The organism is Aureimonas sp. SA4125 (genome assembly GCF_019973775.1).
Lineage (GTDB): Bacteria > Pseudomonadota > Alphaproteobacteria > Rhizobiales > Rhizobiaceae > Plantimonas.
On record NZ_AP025032.1, the window covers coordinates 1,852,664 to 1,868,475 of the forward strand.

13 protein-coding genes are annotated in these 15,812 nt (G+C 67.5%); 11 read left to right on the top strand and 2 right to left on the bottom strand.

Annotated features, from left to right (window positions below):
• The first annotated feature begins 38 nt into the window (after nucleotides 1–38).
• From Sa4125_RS08545 to Sa4125_RS08595, 11 genes are all read left to right on the top strand, one after another.
• On the top strand, nucleotides 39–1,112 hold the full coding sequence (locus tag Sa4125_RS08545) for a type III polyketide synthase (protein WP_224005937.1): 1,074 nt from the start codon (nucleotides 39–41) through the stop codon (nucleotides 1,110–1,112).
• On the top strand, nucleotides 1,109–1,825 hold the full coding sequence (locus Sa4125_RS08550) for a methyltransferase domain-containing protein (RefSeq protein WP_224005939.1): 717 nt from the start codon (nucleotides 1,109–1,111) through the stop codon (nucleotides 1,823–1,825). The genes Sa4125_RS08545 and Sa4125_RS08550 overlap by 4 nt, the downstream gene beginning before the upstream one ends.
• Before the next feature lie 164 nt (nucleotides 1,826–1,989).
• On the top strand, nucleotides 1,990–3,600 hold the full coding sequence (gene ccoN, locus Sa4125_RS08555) for a cytochrome-c oxidase, cbb3-type subunit I (protein ID WP_224005943.1): 1,611 nt from the start codon (nucleotides 1,990–1,992) through the stop codon (nucleotides 3,598–3,600).
• 11 nt (nucleotides 3,601–3,611) lie between these two features.
• Nucleotides 3,612–4,373, top strand: a complete 762-nt coding sequence (gene ccoO / locus Sa4125_RS08560) for a cytochrome-c oxidase, cbb3-type subunit II (RefSeq protein WP_224005947.1) — start codon at nucleotides 3,612–3,614, stop codon at nucleotides 4,371–4,373.
• A complete protein-coding gene (locus Sa4125_RS08565; RefSeq protein WP_224005950.1) occupies nucleotides 4,370–4,537 on the top strand; it encodes a cbb3-type cytochrome c oxidase subunit 3 in 168 nt (55 codons plus the stop codon). Before ccoO ends, Sa4125_RS08565 begins: the two co-directional genes overlap by 4 nt.
• A gap of 4 nt (nucleotides 4,538–4,541) precedes the next feature.
• Entirely contained in the window at nucleotides 4,542–5,432 is an 891-nt protein-coding gene (gene ccoP / locus Sa4125_RS08570) for a cytochrome-c oxidase, cbb3-type subunit III (protein WP_224007674.1), read from the top strand.
• A 155-nt stretch (nucleotides 5,433–5,587) separates the two neighbouring features.
• Entirely contained in the window at nucleotides 5,588–7,147 is a 1,560-nt protein-coding gene (gene ccoG, locus Sa4125_RS08575) for a cytochrome c oxidase accessory protein CcoG (protein ID WP_224005954.1), read from the top strand.
• Nucleotides 7,144–7,635: a FixH family protein gene (locus Sa4125_RS08580; protein ID WP_224005957.1), complete on the top strand. Its 492-nt coding sequence runs from the start codon at nucleotides 7,144–7,146 to the stop codon at nucleotides 7,633–7,635. The genes ccoG and Sa4125_RS08580 overlap by 4 nt, the downstream gene beginning before the upstream one ends.
• Complete coding sequence (locus Sa4125_RS08585) at nucleotides 7,632–9,941, top strand: heavy metal translocating P-type ATPase (RefSeq protein WP_224005960.1); 2,310 nt, start codon at nucleotides 7,632–7,634, stop codon at nucleotides 9,939–9,941. The genes Sa4125_RS08580 and Sa4125_RS08585 overlap by 4 nt, the downstream gene beginning before the upstream one ends.
• On the top strand, nucleotides 9,938–10,090 hold the full coding sequence (ccoS, locus tag Sa4125_RS08590) for a cbb3-type cytochrome oxidase assembly protein CcoS (protein ID WP_224005964.1): 153 nt from the start codon (nucleotides 9,938–9,940) through the stop codon (nucleotides 10,088–10,090). The genes Sa4125_RS08585 and ccoS overlap by 4 nt, the downstream gene beginning before the upstream one ends.
• A gap of 179 nt (nucleotides 10,091–10,269) precedes the next feature.
• A complete protein-coding gene (locus Sa4125_RS08595) occupies nucleotides 10,270–10,917 on the top strand; it encodes a hemolysin III family protein (protein ID WP_224005967.1) in 648 nt (215 codons plus the stop codon).
• A 74-nt stretch (nucleotides 10,918–10,991) separates the two neighbouring features.
• On the opposite strand, the gene Sa4125_RS08600 is transcribed toward Sa4125_RS08595, so the two are convergent.
• Complete coding sequence (locus Sa4125_RS08600) at nucleotides 10,992–14,567, bottom strand: efflux RND transporter permease subunit (protein WP_224005970.1); 3,576 nt, start codon at nucleotides 14,565–14,567, stop codon at nucleotides 10,992–10,994.
• Nucleotides 14,564–15,778, bottom strand: a complete 1,215-nt coding sequence (locus Sa4125_RS08605) for an efflux RND transporter periplasmic adaptor subunit (RefSeq protein WP_224005973.1) — start codon at nucleotides 15,776–15,778, stop codon at nucleotides 14,564–14,566. The genes Sa4125_RS08600 and Sa4125_RS08605 overlap by 4 nt, the downstream gene beginning before the upstream one ends.
• Between the last annotated feature and the right edge of the window lie 34 nt (nucleotides 15,779–15,812).

Below are 15,812 nucleotides of genomic sequence, written 5' to 3' on the forward strand. Positions count from 1 at the left end.
GCACTGCCGCTCTTCGTGCATGGAAAGCGATTCTGCGATTGTCCCACGCCTATCTGAACCGCGTCAGCTCGGCGGTCCCCGAGAACGAAGTGCATCGTTATTTTCTTCGCTTCGCCGCCTCGCAACTGGTTGAGGATCCCCGCCGCCAGGCCGTCTTCAACCGCATGGCCGACAAGGGCGGGATCGAGCACCGCTATTCCTGCCTCGTTCCATCGGGCGATCCGGAAGGAGAGTGCCTGGATCAGGGCAATCTCTATCGGCGCGGGGCCTTTCCCGGCACGGCTCGGCGCATGGACATGTTCGAGGATCAGGCCCATCGGCTGGCGACGCGGGCGATCGGCGGGCTCGATCTCGGCAACGACATTCGCCGCATCACCCATCTGATCGTCGCCACCTGCACCGGCTTCTCGGCGCCCGGCATCGACCTCGAGATCGTCGCCCGTTGCGGCCTCGACCCCTCCGTCGAGCGCACGATGATCGGCTTCATGGGCTGCTATGCCGCGATCAACGCCCTGAAGCTCGCCCGCCACATCGTGCGCTCCGAGCCGGAGGCGAGGGTGCTCGTCGTCAACATCGAGCTCTGCACGCTGCATCTGCGCGAGACGAAGGACCTCGAAAAGCTTCTTTCCTTCTGTCTCTGGGGCGATGGCTGCACGGCGGCGCTCGTCACCGCCGATCCGGCGGGGATCCGGCTCGACAGTTTCAAGGCGCTGCTCGCCGCCGATACGGCCGATCTGATGAGCTGGAGCGTTCGCGACGACGGTTTCGACATGGTGCTCTCCGGCCGTGTCCCGCGCGCCATCGAGGAGACGCTGGAGACGTGCCGAGACGTCTTCCTGCGTGGGGCGGCGGTGAGGGACATCGATCTCTGGGCCGTCCATCCGGGTGGTCGCTCGGTGCTCGACGCCGTGGAGCGGGTGCTGGATCTTCCGGCAGACGCGCTCGGCCCCTCGCGAAAGGTGCTGCGCGACAGGGGCAACATGTCGTCGGCGACGGTGATGTTCGTGCTGGAGGAGATGCTGGCGACGGCCGAGCCCGGCATGCGCGGTTGCGGCATGGCCTTCGGCCCGGGCCTTACGGCGGAGACCATGCTGTTCGAGGCGGTGGGATGAGCTCCCGGCTGGCCCAGCGTGAGGTGATCCCGGAGATCCTCGACGACCTCGCCGAGGACGATCCCCGCGCCGTGGCCTCGCGCCGGGATCTCCGCCGCGTCAACGCGCTGATGTTCCAGGCCGGCATTACCCGAGGCCTCCTGTCCCGGCATCTCGCCGCGCCGCCGCGGCGCCTTCTCGAGATCGGGGCAGGGGATGGCAGCTTCATGCTGTCGCTGGCCCGCCGGCTCCACGGGCACTGGCCGAAGGTCGACCTCTTCCTCCTCGATCGCCAGAGCCTCGTCACTCGCGAGCGGATCGCGGAGTTCGCCGCCTTGGGCTGGACCGTCCATGTCGTCGAGGCCGACATCTTCGCCTGGGCAATGGATGCCGCGGACGAGCGATTCGATGCCGTCACCACCAACCTCTTCCTGCATCATTTCGAGGACGGCCCGCTCGCCGGATTGCTCGCGCGCCTGGCGCCGATGGCCCCGGTCTTCGTGGCCACCGAGCCGCGCCGCACGGCCTTTCCGCTGCTTGCCGCGCGGATGCTCTGGGCGATCGGCGCCAACGACGTGACGCGGCATGATGCTGCCGTCAGCGTTCGCGCCGGCTTTGCCGGCACCGAGCTCTCCGGGCTCTGGCCGGCAAGCCCGCTCTGCCGGCTGGAAGAGGGTCGCCGCGGTCTTTTCACCCACGCCTTCGCCGCCGTCACCGCGGCGCGTCCGGCATAGGGCTCGATTTCCCGGCGGCCGTCTCGCGGGCATCCCCGTCCTGTCGCCGTGCCTCGCCTTGATCCAGATCAAGGCACCCGCCCGTGCCCCGCGCTACCGGGAAAGTCATCGTGAGCCGGCTCGACCGGCGAGGCGGGACGATTACGGGCGACAGGGGGTCCAGGATGAAATTCGGTACGGAGGCGACGATCGCCGGCCTCGGAGCGCTGCTGGCGCTCCTGGCGGCACTGGCCGCGGCAGATGCGGCGTTCCAGAACCATGCCTATGTCCTGCTATTTGTCCTGGGCACGGCGGCCATCGTTCTCCTGCGCAACGACACGCCGGTCGGACAGTCGGTCGCGATCCTCGGCGTGCGCGACGACGGCGCCTATTGCGACGGCGTGGTGCGGGCCGGCGCCATCGCGACGGTTTTCTGGGGCGTCGTCGGCTTCCTCGTCGGTGCCGTCGTCGCCGCCCAACTCGCCTATCCCCAGCTCAACATCGAGCCCTGGTTCAATTTCGGCCGGATGCGGCCGTTGCATACGTCGGCGGTGGTCTTCGCCTTCTGCGGCAACGCCCTTCTCGCCACCTCCTTCTATGTCGTGCAGCGCACCTGCCGCGCGCGCCTCTTCGGCGGCAATCTCGCCTGGTGGGTATTCTGGGGGTACCAGCTCTTCATCGTCATGGCGGCGACCGGCTATCTCCTCGGCATCACCCAGAGCCGCGAATACGCCGAGCCCGAATGGTATGTCGACATCTTCCTGACGGTCGTCTGGGTCGCCTATCTCGTGGTCTTCATGGGCACGCTGATGAAGCGCAGCGAGCCGCACATCTACGTCGCGAACTGGTTCTATCTCGCGTTCATCGTGACGGTGGCGATGCTGCACGTCGTCAACAATCTCGCCGTTCCCGTCTCCTTCCTCGGCACCAAGAGCTACTCGGCCTTCTCGGGCGTCCAGGATGCGCTGACGCAGTGGTGGTACGGCCATAACGCCGTCGGCTTCTTCCTCACTGCCGGCTTCCTCGGCATGATGTACTACTTCATCCCGAAGCAGGCGAACCGGCCGGTCTACTCCTACCGTCTGTCGATCATCCACTTCTGGTCGCTGATCTTCCTCTACATCTGGGCCGGCCCGCATCACCTGCACTACACGGCGCTGCCAGACTGGGCGCAGACGCTCGGCATGGTGTTCTCGATCATGCTCTGGATGCCGTCCTGGGGCGGCATGATCAACGGCCTGATGACCTTGTCGGGTGCCTGGGACAAGCTGCGCACCGATCCGATCCTCAGGATGATGGTGCTGGCCGTCGCCTTCTACGGCATGGCGACCTTCGAGGGCCCGATGATGTCCATCAAGTCGGTCAACTCGCTCAGCCACTATACCGACTGGACCATCGGTCACGTCCACTCCGGCGCTCTCGGCTGGAACGGCATGATCACCTTCGGCGCGCTCTACTACCTCGTTCCGCGCCTGTGGAACCGCGAAGCCCTGTACAGCCTGAAGCTCGTCAGCTGGCACTTCTGGCTCGCCACCATCGGCATCGTCATCTACGCCGCGTCGATGTGGGTTTCCGGCATCATGCAGGGCCTGATGTGGCGCGAATACGATGCGCAGGGCGGCCTCGTCTACTCCTTCGCGGAGACGGTCGCGGCGCTCCATCCCTACTACCTCATGCGCCTCGGCGGCGGCCTTCTGTTCCTGGCGGGCGCCTTGGTGATGACCTTCAACCTTCTCATGACCATCCGCGGACCGGAGGCCGTCGCGGCCGCGGCGACCCCCGTGGCGGCGGAATAGGAGCGGCTCCGATGAAACTTCCCACCGCCCGCAGCCTGGTCAAGGGCCACGGCAAGATCGAGCGCAACGCGTCGCTCCTTCTCGTCCTCTCCCTCGTCGTCGTCATGATCGGCGGCGTCGTCGAGATCGTGCCACTGTTCTATCTCGAGAACACCATCGAGAAGGTCGAGGGCATGCGGCCCTACACGCCGCTGGAACTGGCCGGACGCGACGTCTACGTCCGCGAGGGCTGCTATACCTGCCACAGCCAGATGATCCGGCCATTCCGCGACGAGGTCGAGCGCTACGGTCACTATTCGCTCGCCGCCGAATCCATGTACGACCATCCCTTCCAGTGGGGGTCCAAGCGCACCGGGCCGGATCTGGCCCGTGTCGGCGGCCGCTATTCCGACGAGTGGCACGTCGCGCATCTGAAGGATCCACGTTCGGTCGTGCCGGAATCGGTGATGCCGACCTACACCTTCCTCGCCAATACCGAACTCGACGTCGACAACATCGGCGCAAACCTTGTCGCCAACCGCCATGTCGGCGTGCCCTACACCGACGAGATGATCGCCGAGGCCAAGGCCGATGCCCGCACGCAGGGCAGCGCCGCGGACCCGGCCGGCCTTCAGTCGCGCTATGCCAAGGCCGGTTCCCGCGACTTTGACGGCAATCCGGCCAAGCTCACCGAGATGGATGCACTCGTCGCCTATCTGCAGATGCTTGGCACCCTCGTCGACGTCGAAGCCTACAAGCCTGCTCCCGCCGAGACGCTGGAGACGAGCCAATGACGTACCACGCCCTGCGCGAGTTCGCGGACTCCTGGGCCCTGGCCGGCATGACGATCTTCTTCGTCGGTGTGGTCCTCTTCGTCCTGTTCCGGCCGAAGGCCCGCGACCACGCCCGTGATGCAAAAATGATTCCGTTCAAAGAGGATGACGTCGATGGACGATAGAGGCATCGAAAAGCGCGAGATCGACGATGCCACGGGCACGCCCACCACCGGGCACGACTGGGACGGCATCAAGGAACTCGACACCCCGATGCCGCGCTGGTGGCTTTGGTCGTTCTATGGCTGCATCGCCTTCTCGGCGGTCTACGTCGTGCTCTATCCGGCCATCCCGATGCTGAGCCGGGCGACGGACGGCCTGCTTGGCTGGTCGTCGCGGGGCGATCTGACGACGGAAATGGCCGGCGCCGTGGCGGCGACGGCGGGCCTGCGCGACCAGATCGCGGCATCCTCGATGGACGAGATCATCGCCGACCCCGAACTCTTCCGCTTCGCCGCCGGCGCGGGCCACTCCGCCTTTTCGGTCAACTGCGTCCAGTGCCACGGCTCGGGCGCTGCCGGCAGCGTCGGCTATCCGAACCTCCAGGACGACGATTGGATCTGGGGCGGATCGCCTGAGGAAATCCGCCTGACCATCGTCCACGGCATCCGCAGCGACGATCCCGACTCGCGCGTCTCGGAAATGCCCGCCTTTGGCCGTGACGGCATCCTGGAGCGGCCCGCCATCGTCGACGTCGCCGCCTATGTCATGACGCTGTCGGGGGCCAAGCATGCGTCGGGCGATCCGGAAACCGGCAAGACGGTCTTCGCTGAAAACTGTGCCGCCTGCCACGGCGAGAGCGGCGAGGGCGTCAAGGAATTGGGCGCGCCGGCGCTGAACGACCCGATCTGGCTGCGCGTGTCGGACCAGCAAGGCGTCATCTCGCAGGTCGTCAATCCCAAGCACGGCGTGATGCCGGCCTGGGAGCCGCGTCTTGGTCCCGTCGTGGTCAAGCAGCTGGCCGCCTATGTCTATTCGCTCGGCGGCGGGGCAGCGCTCGCGGCAGCCGACGCCAACTGACGTCGGCACCCTTCGGCACAGGCGATACGGCAAAGGCCGGCACCGGAGGGGCCGGCCTTCGGCCTTTCCTGGTTGATCTGGATCAAGGCTTTAGAAGCCGAAACCCGGCAAGACCCGGAGGGGCGCCTGGTACAAGCGCCTTCCCGGAGACTGCCATGCTCGTTCACAACAGCGTCGATCGCCTCAATGCCGAGCCGGTGAACAGCGCCGATCGACGTGGACCGCTGTTTGCCGCTCGCGAGAAGATCCACCCCAAGCGTGCCGAGGGCAGCTATCGCCGCCTCAAGTGGATCATCATGGCGGTGACGCTGGCGATCTACTACGCCACGCCCTGGATCCGCTGGGACCGCGGCGAAGGTGCACCGGATCAGGCGGTGTTGATCGATCTTGCCGGCCGGCGTTTCTACTTCTTCTTCGTCGAGATTTGGCCGCAGGAATTCTACTATGTCGCGGGCCTCCTCATCATGGCGGGCCTCGGGCTCTTCCTCGTCACTTCGGTCGCCGGGCGTGCCTGGTGTGGCTATGCCTGTCCGCAGACCGTCTGGGTCGATCTCTTTCTCGTCGTCGAACGCTTCTTCGAGGGCGACCGCAACAAGCGCATCGCCCTCGACAAGGCGCCGATGTCGCCGGGCAAGTTCGGCAAGCGCTTCGCCAAGCACGCGGTCTGGCTCGCCATCGCGGTCCTGACCGGCGGCGCCTGGATCTTCTACTTCGCCGACGCGCCGACACTTCTGCGCGATGTCGTGACCCTCGATGCCTCGGGGGCGGCCTATACGACGATCGCCATCCTGACCGCGACGACCTATGTCTTCGGCGGCTTCATGCGCGAACAGGTCTGCACCTACATGTGCCCCTGGCCACGCATCCAGGCGGCCATGCTCGACGAGCAGTCGCTGACCGTCACCTACAACGACTGGCGCGGCGAGCCGCGCTCGCGGCACCAGAAGAAGGCGCTGGCGCTGGGCCAGCCGGTCGGCGACTGCGTCGACTGCAATGCCTGCGTCGCGGTCTGCCCGATGGGCATCGACATCCGCGAGGGGCAGCAGATGGAGTGCATCACCTGCGCCCTCTGCATCGACGCCTGCGATTCCGTGATGGATCACCTGGGGCGCGAGCGGGGCCTGATTTCCTACGCGACGCTCGCCGACTACGATGCCAACATGACGCTCGCCCGCGGCGGGGGCGAGACGATCGAACCGGCACGGGTCCGCGACCCCGTCACGGGCAGACTGCGGGAGGGAGTCGCGCATTTTCGCTGGCGCCACATGGCCCGGCCTCGCACGCTCGTCTATCTCGTTCTCTGGTCTGCCATCGGGGTAGGGATGGCCTACTCGCTCGCCACGCGCGACCAGCTGACGACGTCTGTCCAGCATGACCGAAATCCGGTCTACGTCCTTCTCAGCGATGGTGGCGTGCGCAATGCCTACACGGTCAAGATCGCCAACATGACGAATGTCCCACGCCTGGTGACGGTGGCCGTCGAGGGCCTGCCCGGCGCCGTCGTCGCCGCTCCCGGCCGCACGCTCGATGGCGGCGGGGTTTCGGTCGAGGTACCGCGCGACCGGGTGGAGATGGTCCGGCTCCTCGTCTCGCAGCCCGCAGCAGCGGTGACCGACGAGCGGCAGGACTTCTTCGTCACCGTCACCGACACCGCGGGCGGCGAGTCCAGTCGCGCCGCCGCGGTCTTCCAGTCCCCCGAGGAGGCCCGTCGATGAGCAAGCCGCCCCTGCGCGAATTCACCGGTTGGCACATGCTGACGATCATGCTGCTGTTCTTCGGCTCGATCATCGGGGTCAATTTCCTGATGGCCTATTCCGCCGTTACCTCCTTCGCCGGTCTCGTGGTCGAGAACTCCTATGTCGCCAGCCAGCATTTCGACGAAAAGCTCGTGGCGATGCGGCGGCAGCAGGCGCTCGGCTGGACGGTGGAATTGGCCGTCCTGCCTGATTCCGTCACCGTCGACGTGCGTGATGCGCACGGCGACCGGGTGGCCACCCGCGTCGACGTGGAGATGACGCGCCCGACCACGAACCGCGACGATCACTTTCTCCACGCCGACGAGACGCTCGGTCCCGTGCGCCTGCCGACCGCGCTGAAGCCCGGCGCCTGGGATGCGACGGTGTCGCTGGTGGACAGCGCCGGCGAAACCTTCCTGACCACCCGGCGCGTCGTCATCGGCGCACCGGCCCCGGTGCGGCCATGAGCTGCTGCAGCGACGCAGGGGCGCTCGACCCCCGCCTTATCGCCGATCCCGAGCAGCTGCGCGCCGAGGAGTTCCGCCATTCCGGCCACCGTCACGAGGACGGCTCCATCCACTATCTTCTCGTTGCGCCCGGCATCCACTGCGGCGCCTGCATCGGCCGCATCGAGGGCGCGTTGAAGTCCCTGCCAGGCGTGCGCTCGGCCCGCGTCAACTTTTCCACCCGCCGCGTCCTCGTCACCGCCGATGCCACCCAGGCCGAGCCATTCGCGATCGTGCGCGCCGTCGAATCGCTCGGCTATGCCGTCACGCTCGGAACGGACGATGCCGGCACGGGCGCTGATCCGGTCCTTGCCGAACTGATGCGCGCGCTGGTCGTCGCGGGTTTCGCCGCGGCCAACGTGATGCTGCTCTCGGTCTCCGTCTGGTCTGGAGCGGAGGGCGCGACGCGCACCCTCTTCCAGCTCATTTCCGGCGTCGTCGCCGTCCCTGCCGTCCTCTATGCCGGCCGTCCGTTCTATCGTTCGGCGCTCGGCGCAATACGTAACGGCCATGTGAATATGGACGTGCCGATCTCGCTCGGCGTGCTCCTGACGCTGGTGATGAGCATCTACGAGGCGCTTTTCGGCGGCGGCGAGACCTGGTTCGACGCCTCGCTGACGCTGCTCTTCTTCCTCCTCATCGGCCGTGTGCTCGACCACGCGATGCGCGAGCGGGCCCGCAGCGGCATCGCCAGCCTCGGCCGGATCGCCTCCCGCGGCGCCATGCGCGTCGGCGCGGACGGTGGGCTGGACTATGTCGGCATCGAAGCGGTTCGTCCCGGCATGACCTTGCACGTGGCTGTCGGTGAACGCTTCCCCGTGGACGGCGTATTGTCGGGCGGGGTGACCGAGGCCGATCGCTCGCTCGCGACAGGCGAGAGCGCGCCCGTTCGTCTCGGGCCCGGCGATCCCGTCGAGGCGGGCGCCCTGAACCTCCTGGCGCCGGTGACGCTGACGGCGACGGCTGATGCCGAACACAGCCTCATCCGGGAAATGCTGCGCCTGATGGAAGCGGCCGAGCAGGGCAAGGCGGCCTATGTCCGTCTCGCCGACCGCGCCGCCGCTTTGTATGCGCCCGTGGTGCATGTCGCCGCATTGCTGACCTTCGTCGGCTGGATGGCGTTGACGGGCGACGGCCACATGGCGCTGACCGCGGCGATCGCCGTCCTCATCATCACCTGTCCCTGCGCGCTCGCGCTGGCCGTCCCCGTCACCCAGGTCGTCGGCGCCGGCATCCTGATGCGGCGCGGCGTTCTGATGCGCACGGGCTCCGCCTTCGAGCGCATGGCGGAGGTCCGGCAGGCGGTCTTCGACAAGACCGGAACGCTGACACTGCCAAGCCTCTCGGTCGACGGAGGGCAGGTCGCCGGCGAGGATCTGCGGCGGGCCGCAGCGCTTGCCCGGGAAAGCCGTCATCCGCTGTCGGTCGCCGTCTGCGCCCTGGCCCGGTCGCGTGCACTGCCGGGGACCGAAGCGTCTGGCACCTCGGAAACGCCGGGGGAGGGCCTCGAGGGAACGGTCGACGGAAAGCGGAGCCGCTTGGGACGATGGGATTTCGTCCGCGTCATCGCGGCCGACGACGCTGCGGCGGAACGCGACGGGCTCTGGTATGCGCGCGAGGGCGGGACGATGATCCGTCTCCCGGTGCGCTCGGTCCTGCGGCCGGATGCGCTGGCGACCATGGCCGTGCTCGACGAAGCCGGCATCCCGCGCCACATCCTCTCCGGCGACAGCGCCGAGGCCGTGGCCCTCACCGCCGCCGACCTCGGCTTCGAGCCGGCGCGGACGGCGGCGCGGCTCACGCCCGCTGCCAAGGCCGCACGGATCGGGGCCCTGGCCTCCACCGGCGGCCCGGTCCTCTTCGTCGGCGACGGTATCAACGACGCGCCGGCCCTCGGCACCGCCCATGTCTCGATCACCCCGGCGGACGCCGCGGAAGTCGGCCGGGCGAATGCCGATTTCGTCTTCACCGGCCAGTCGCTGCAGGGCGTCGGCGACGTCTTCCGGGTGTCGCATGCCGTCATCGACTGCGTCCGCCAGAATTTCGGTCTGGCGATCGGCTACAATCTCATCGCCGTGCCGCTGGCCGTTCTCGGCTTCGTCACCCCGCTTGTCGCCGCCATCGCAATGTCGAGCTCATCCCTCGTCGTCGTCGGCAATGCGCTGCGGCTGCAATGGCAGTTTCGCCGTGCCGGAGACGCCGCCACCCCGGCCGGGCCGACGTCGGCCACGTCGTCAATGGCCACCGTCCAGTGGGCACAGCAATGACGAGCCTTCTCATCCTCATCCCCGTGGCGCTTGCCCTCGGCCTCGTTGGTCTCGGTGCCTTCTTCTGGGCCTATCGCAGCGGCCAGTTCGAGGACCCCGAGGGCGACGCGCTGCGGATCCTGTCGGACGACGACCCGCCAAAACCCTGAGTTCGTCCCGCTGACGTGCCGGTCGCCATGATCGGGGACATTTGTGTCCGACGACAGCGCTGCGTCGCAGCGCGATCAATCGCCCTCGGTCGAACAAACTGTTTTCTTCCGCCGCCGCCGTCGGCAGAGTGGCGCCGCGATTCGATGGGCAGTGACAGCCGTCGACGGGAGAGGCGCGCATGCGGAAAGACAGGGGCGGAGAGTTCAACTGGCCCTATTCGGTGGCCGAGCTCTGGGCCGACGGCATTGTCCACGCCCTCGGCGTGGTGCTGGCGCTGTCGGGCGCCGTGGTTTTCCTGGTCGTCATGTCGGGGCGGGCGAGCGCGACGGAGCTCATGACCTGCGGCGTCTATCTCGCCACGCTCGTCCTGTCGATCGCTGCCTCCGCGGCCTACAATGTCTGGCCGGTGTCGCGGACGAAATGGCTGCTGCGGCGGCTCGACCACTCCGCCATCTTCCTCCTCATCGCCGGAACCTACACCCCGTTCATCGCCAAGATGGGCCTGTGGTGGATGCTGGCCGGGGTCTGGGTCGTCGCCGCCATCGGCGTCTTCCTGAAGCTGTTCAGGCCGGGACGATACGATCGCCTGGCGATCCTTCTGTATCTCGCGCTCGGCTGGAGCGGCATCGTCACCTACGAACACATGGTGGAGTCGCTGCCGCCGAGCGTGCGCGAACTGATCCTTGCCGGCGGCCTCGTCTATTCGCTCGGCATCATCTTCCACGTCTGGGAAAAACTGCGCTTCCAGAACGTCATCTGGCACGGCTTCGTCCTCGTCGCCGCGTCCATCCACTTCGTTGCCGTCTGGTACTCCGTCACCGCCTGAGTCACGGTAGGACCCGAGGCGTGACGAGGCTTCCAGCGGTGCCTCGCCCCAGGGGGAAAGATGTGCCTGCCGCCTTATTCCGCCGCCTGCTGCATGCCGGCAGGCGAGGGGCGGTCGGGGCCATCGCCCGAGGAGAATTCGGTCACGCGTTTCCAGGTCGTGTCCTTCTCGTCCGCCTTCTCCGGCTTCGAAGGCGCCGCGGCAACGGCGGATGCCGGGACGATTGCCTCGGCATGGTCGGCCGAGTGTTCATCCGACGCATTGGGGCTCAGCATCCAGCCGAACACGCGGCCGACGAGATGGCTGAGGTCGTCCATCAGCGTGTAGACCGTCGGGATGAAGACCAGCGACAGGACGGTCGAGACGAGGAGGCCGCCGATCACCGCGATCGCCATCGGCGCGCGGAACTCGCCGCCCTCGCCGGACGCCATCGCCGCCGGCACCATGCCCGCCGCCATGGCCAGCGTCGTCATGATGATCGGCCGGGCACGCTTGCGGCCAGCATCGATGATCGCATCGTGCTGCGGCATGCCGTGCTTCTCCTGCTCCACCGCGAAGTCGACCAGCATGATCGAGTTCTTCGTGACGATGCCCATCAGCATCAGGATGCCGATCACCACCGGCATCGACACAGCCGTGTGAGTGAGGAGGAGGGCACCGACCACGCCGCCGACCGAGAGCGGCAGCGAGGCAAGGATGGTGATTGGCACGAAGACGCTGCCGAAGAGGAGGATCAGGACGACCAGCACCATCATGATGCCGGCGCCCATGGCGGAGGCAAAGCCCGTGAAGACCTCCGCCTGGATCTCGGCGTCGCCGACCTCCTGCATGCGCACGCCCGCCGGCATGTCGGTGATCGCCGGAAAGGTCTTGATGCGCTCGCTGCCCTGGCCGATCTCGAAGCCCGGCATCATGCTGGTGCCGACCTTCACGAGGCGTTCGCGGTCGTAGCGGTCGATCGTCGAGGGTCCCTGGCCGAAACCGATGTCGGCGACGCTTTCGAGCGGCACGGACGCGCCGGTGCCGGTCAGGACGCGAAGGTTGCGGATCGTTGCCAGATCGTGGCGCGCCGACTCGCGCAGCTCGACACGGATCGGCACCTGCCTTGTGCCGACATTGAACTTGGCAAGGTTCGCGCCGACGTCTCCGATCGTGGCGACGCGCACGGTCTCGGAGATCGCTTCCGGCGCGATGGCCAGATCCGCCGCCTGGTCGAGACGGGGGCGGATGCGGATCTCCGGCCGGGCGAAGGAGGCCATGGCGGAGGGGTTGGAGAACATCGGGTCGCGCCGCATCTGGCTTTCCAGATCGGCGGCGACCTCGGCGACCGCGTCGCCGTCCGAACCGAGGATGCCGATCGAGAGCTCACGCTCGCCGCGGTCGTTGACGTAGAAGGAGCGGATGTCGGGAATGGCCGCGAGCTTGGCGGCGACGACGGGTTCGAGATCTCCCTGGCTGCGCGTGCGCTCGAACTTGCGCACGAGGTTGATGGTGATGCCGGCGCGGCGGATTTCCAGCGTGCCGGTGGGGCTCGCCCCGCCGATGACGAGGACGCTGCGCACTTCCGGCAGTTCTCGGATGCTGGCGACGACTTCGTCGGTGACGGCCTGGGTCCGGTCCAGCGTCGAGCCGGGCGGCAATTCGAAGGAGACGACGATGCGCGAGGCATCTTCCTTCGGAATGAAGCCCGTCGGCAGGTATTTGATGCTGTCCATCGCCCAGAAGAACAGCCCCAGTCCGACCGCCAGCGTCACCCAGCGCATGCCGAAGGGAACGTGCACCCGCGTCCGCTCGCCGTCCTTGCGCCGCCGCTTGAACGGCGTCCAGATCCAGAAGGTGTGCATCGTGCCGCGCAGGAAGCTGGTGTAGGCGCGCATGATGAGGCCGTCGTGGTGCTCGGCCGGATGCGGCATGGCGATATAGGCAAACAGCGCTGCGACGATGACGACGCCGCCGGCGACGGCAAGGCCGTATTCGCGTGCCTCGTCGAGCGACACGGGCGGCAGCATGCCCGCATAGGAGCGCAGCATGCTCGCCGCCGTTCCGTTGCCGAGATCGGCATCCGGCAGGAAAGCGAGGCCGAAGAGGGCAGCGATTCCCAGGGCGCCCGGAATGCCGAACCAGAGGAGCCTTCGCCCGAACAGCCGCCAGAAGCCCGGACCCGTGGCGGCGTGCGGCCTGAAGAAATAGGCGGCGAGCATCGGCGTGATGAGACGCGCGACGAGCAGCGAGAAGAACACAGCCACCGCGACCGTCAGGCCAAACTGCTTGAAATACTGGCCGGCGACGCCGGGCATGAAGGAGACCGGTGCGAAGACGGCGATGATCGTCATGGTGATGGCGATGACGGCAAGACCGATCTCGTCTGCGGCCTCCATCGAGGCACGATAGGGCGGCTTGCCCATCGCCATGTGGCGCTCGATGTTCTCGATCTCGACGATGGCGTCGTCGACGAGAATGCCGGTGACGAGCGTCACGGCGAGAAGGCTGACGAGGTTCAGCGAAAAGTCCATCATCGACATCGCCCAGAATGTCGGGATGGCGGCGAGCGGCAGGGTGATCGCGGCGACCGCGGTCGCCCGCCAGTCGCGCAGGAAGATCAGGACGACAATGACGGCGAGAAGCGCACCCTCGACGAGCGTCTCCATGGCGGATTCGAAATTGCCGTAGGTGTAGGTGACGCTGTCGTCGATCTTGGCGAAGATGACGTCCGGATATTGCGTCGCCAGTTCCGCGACCTTGTCGGCGGCGGCGTCCGCGACGGTCGTGTCGCTGGCCCCCTTGGCCCGGTAGAGCGAGAAGGCGACGACGGGCTCGCCGTCGAGGCGGGCGAAGGAGCGCGGCTCCTCCCAGGAATCGACGACCTCGCCGAGTTCCGACAGCCGCACCTCGCGGCCGCCCGGGAGAAAAATCCGCGTCGCGGCGAGACCCGCAACGCTGTCCGCCGCCGCCAGCGTCCGGATGGCCTGCTCCTGGCCGCCGAATTCACCGCGACCGCCGGAGAGGTCGACATTGGTCGCGCGCAGCTGCGCGTTGATGCCGGCAGCAGTGACGCCGAGCGCCGCCAGCCGGTCGGGATCGAGCCGCACCTGGATCTCGCGCTCGACGCCGCCGACGCGCTCGACACGGCCGACTCCCTTCAGCCCCTGAAGGGCGCGCACGACGGTATCGTCGACGAACCAGGAGAGCTGCTCGGGCGTCTTGCCAAGGGAAGAGGCGGCATAGGTGACGATCGACTGGTTCTCGACCTCGATGCGCTGGATGATCGGTTCCTCGATCGTCCGCGGCAGGTCGGAACGGACCTTGGCGATGGCGTCCTTGACGTCGTTCAGCGCACGGTCGGTATCGATCTCCAGCCGGAACTCGGCGGCGCTCACCGACTGTCCGTCGGTCACGGTCGAGGTGATGTGCTTGATGCCGGAGACGCCGGCGATGGCGTCCTCGACCTTCTTCGTCACCTGCGTCTCGAGCTCGGACGGCGCCGAGCCCGACTGCGTCACCGTGACGGCGATGACCGGCACGTCGATATTCGGAAAGCGGGTGATCGGCAGCGCGAAGAAGCTGACGATGCCGAGCGCGACCAGGACGACGAAGAGCAGGATCGGCGGAACCGGGTTGCGGATCGCCCAGGCGGAGATATTCCAGTTCATCCCTTGGCCTCCGGATCGATCTCGACCGCCGTCACGGCGTCGCCGTTCCGGACAAAGGTGCCGGCGAGCGCCACGACCCGCTCGCCTTCCTTGATGCCGCCGGTGATCTCGATATCGCCGCCGCTGGAAATGCCTGTCGTGACGTCCCGGCTTTCGATCGTGCCGTCGTTCACGACCTGGACGAGCGCCTTGTCGCCGTCGACGACGACGGCCGTCTGCGGCACGGTGACGCCGCGGCTGCGGGCGATCTCGACGGTGCCGCGCGCGAACATGCCGGTGCGCAGGCTGGGAGAGGGATCGAGCGCGATGAGGACGCGCCCCAGCCGGGTCGTCTCGTCGACCTTGGGCGAGACGAGGCGGACATGTCCGACGAGGGGTTCGGAGGAGCCGGCGAGCGAGACGCTCACGGCCTGATCCCTCTTCAGCGACGCAAGCACCGTCTCGCTGACCGCGGCGTCGAGTTCGATCAATCCGTCGCGGGCGATCTCGAACAGGGCGCCACCGGCTGCGGATGCGATCGCGCCGAGGCGGGCGGAGCGCGACAGGACCAGCCCGTCCGTCGGCGCCTTGATCTCGGCCTTGGCCTTTCTCAGTTCGAGCTGCCGCCTGTTGGCGTCGAGCACCGCCTTGTCCGCGACGGCGACGGCGACACCCTGGCGGGCGCTTGCGAGCTGCGCCCGGGCGCCTGCGGCGGCCGAGACGCGCTGCTCGAGGACGTCCTGGCCGACGATGCCTTTCGTGGCGAGCGGACGCGATCGGGCGAGCGCGGCATCGGCCTCGATCGCGGCGGCCTCGGCCTGCGCGATCTGGCTCTCCGCCTGCGCGATGGCGGCATCGGCGCGGGCGAGCTGCGAGACGTTCTGCGCCAGATCGGTTTCGATCAGGTCGGTCGACAGGCGCGCGAGGACCTCGCCGGCCGACACCCTGTCGCCCTCGTCGGCAAGGAGCGCCTCGATCCGGAGACCGTCGACATCGGCGCCGACCATCACCGTCTCGCGCGGAACCAGCGTGCCGGTGATGGTGACCCGGGCGACGAGTTCACGCACGGTCGCCGGCACGACCGAGACGCTCGGCGCCGGAGGGGCGACACCGACCGGTGCGACACCCGCCGGTGCGGGGTTTGCGGGCGCGGCTTCCTGGGCTGCCGCCGGCATCCCGGCAAAGGCGAGGACAGCAACAAGGGGCAGGATGATCCGATTACGAACGGACATGATTTCCTCAACCATCTGCGGGCCGATCCGCCAT

Excerpts from the sequence above, each read along its gene's own strand:
- Sa4125_RS08550 (WP_224005939.1), top strand. The coding sequence starts at position 1,109 with ATGAGCTCCCGGCTGGCCCAGCGTGAGGTGATCCCGGAGATCCTCGAC.
- ccoN (WP_224005943.1), top strand. The coding sequence starts at position 1,990 with ATGAAATTCGGTACGGAGGCGACGATCGCCGGCCTCGGAGCGCTGCTG.
- ccoO (WP_224005947.1), top strand. The coding sequence starts at position 3,612 with ATGAAACTTCCCACCGCCCGCAGCCTGGTCAAGGGCCACGGCAAGATC.
- Sa4125_RS08565 (WP_224005950.1), top strand. The coding sequence starts at position 4,370 with ATGACGTACCACGCCCTGCGCGAGTTCGCGGACTCCTGGGCCCTGGCC.
- ccoG (WP_224005954.1), top strand. The coding sequence starts at position 5,588 with ATGCTCGTTCACAACAGCGTCGATCGCCTCAATGCCGAGCCGGTGAAC.
- Sa4125_RS08580 (WP_224005957.1), top strand. The coding sequence starts at position 7,144 with ATGAGCAAGCCGCCCCTGCGCGAATTCACCGGTTGGCACATGCTGACG.
- Sa4125_RS08585 (WP_224005960.1), top strand. The coding sequence starts at position 7,632 with ATGAGCTGCTGCAGCGACGCAGGGGCGCTCGACCCCCGCCTTATCGCC.
- ccoS (WP_224005964.1), top strand. The coding sequence starts at position 9,938 with ATGACGAGCCTTCTCATCCTCATCCCCGTGGCGCTTGCCCTCGGCCTC.
- Sa4125_RS08595 (WP_224005967.1), top strand. The coding sequence starts at position 10,270 with ATGCGGAAAGACAGGGGCGGAGAGTTCAACTGGCCCTATTCGGTGGCC.
- Sa4125_RS08600 (WP_224005970.1), bottom strand. The coding sequence starts at position 14,567 with ATGAACTGGAATATCTCCGCCTGGGCGATCCGCAACCCGGTTCCGCCG.
- Sa4125_RS08605 (WP_224005973.1), bottom strand. The coding sequence starts at position 15,778 with ATGTCCGTTCGTAATCGGATCATCCTGCCCCTTGTTGCTGTCCTCGCC.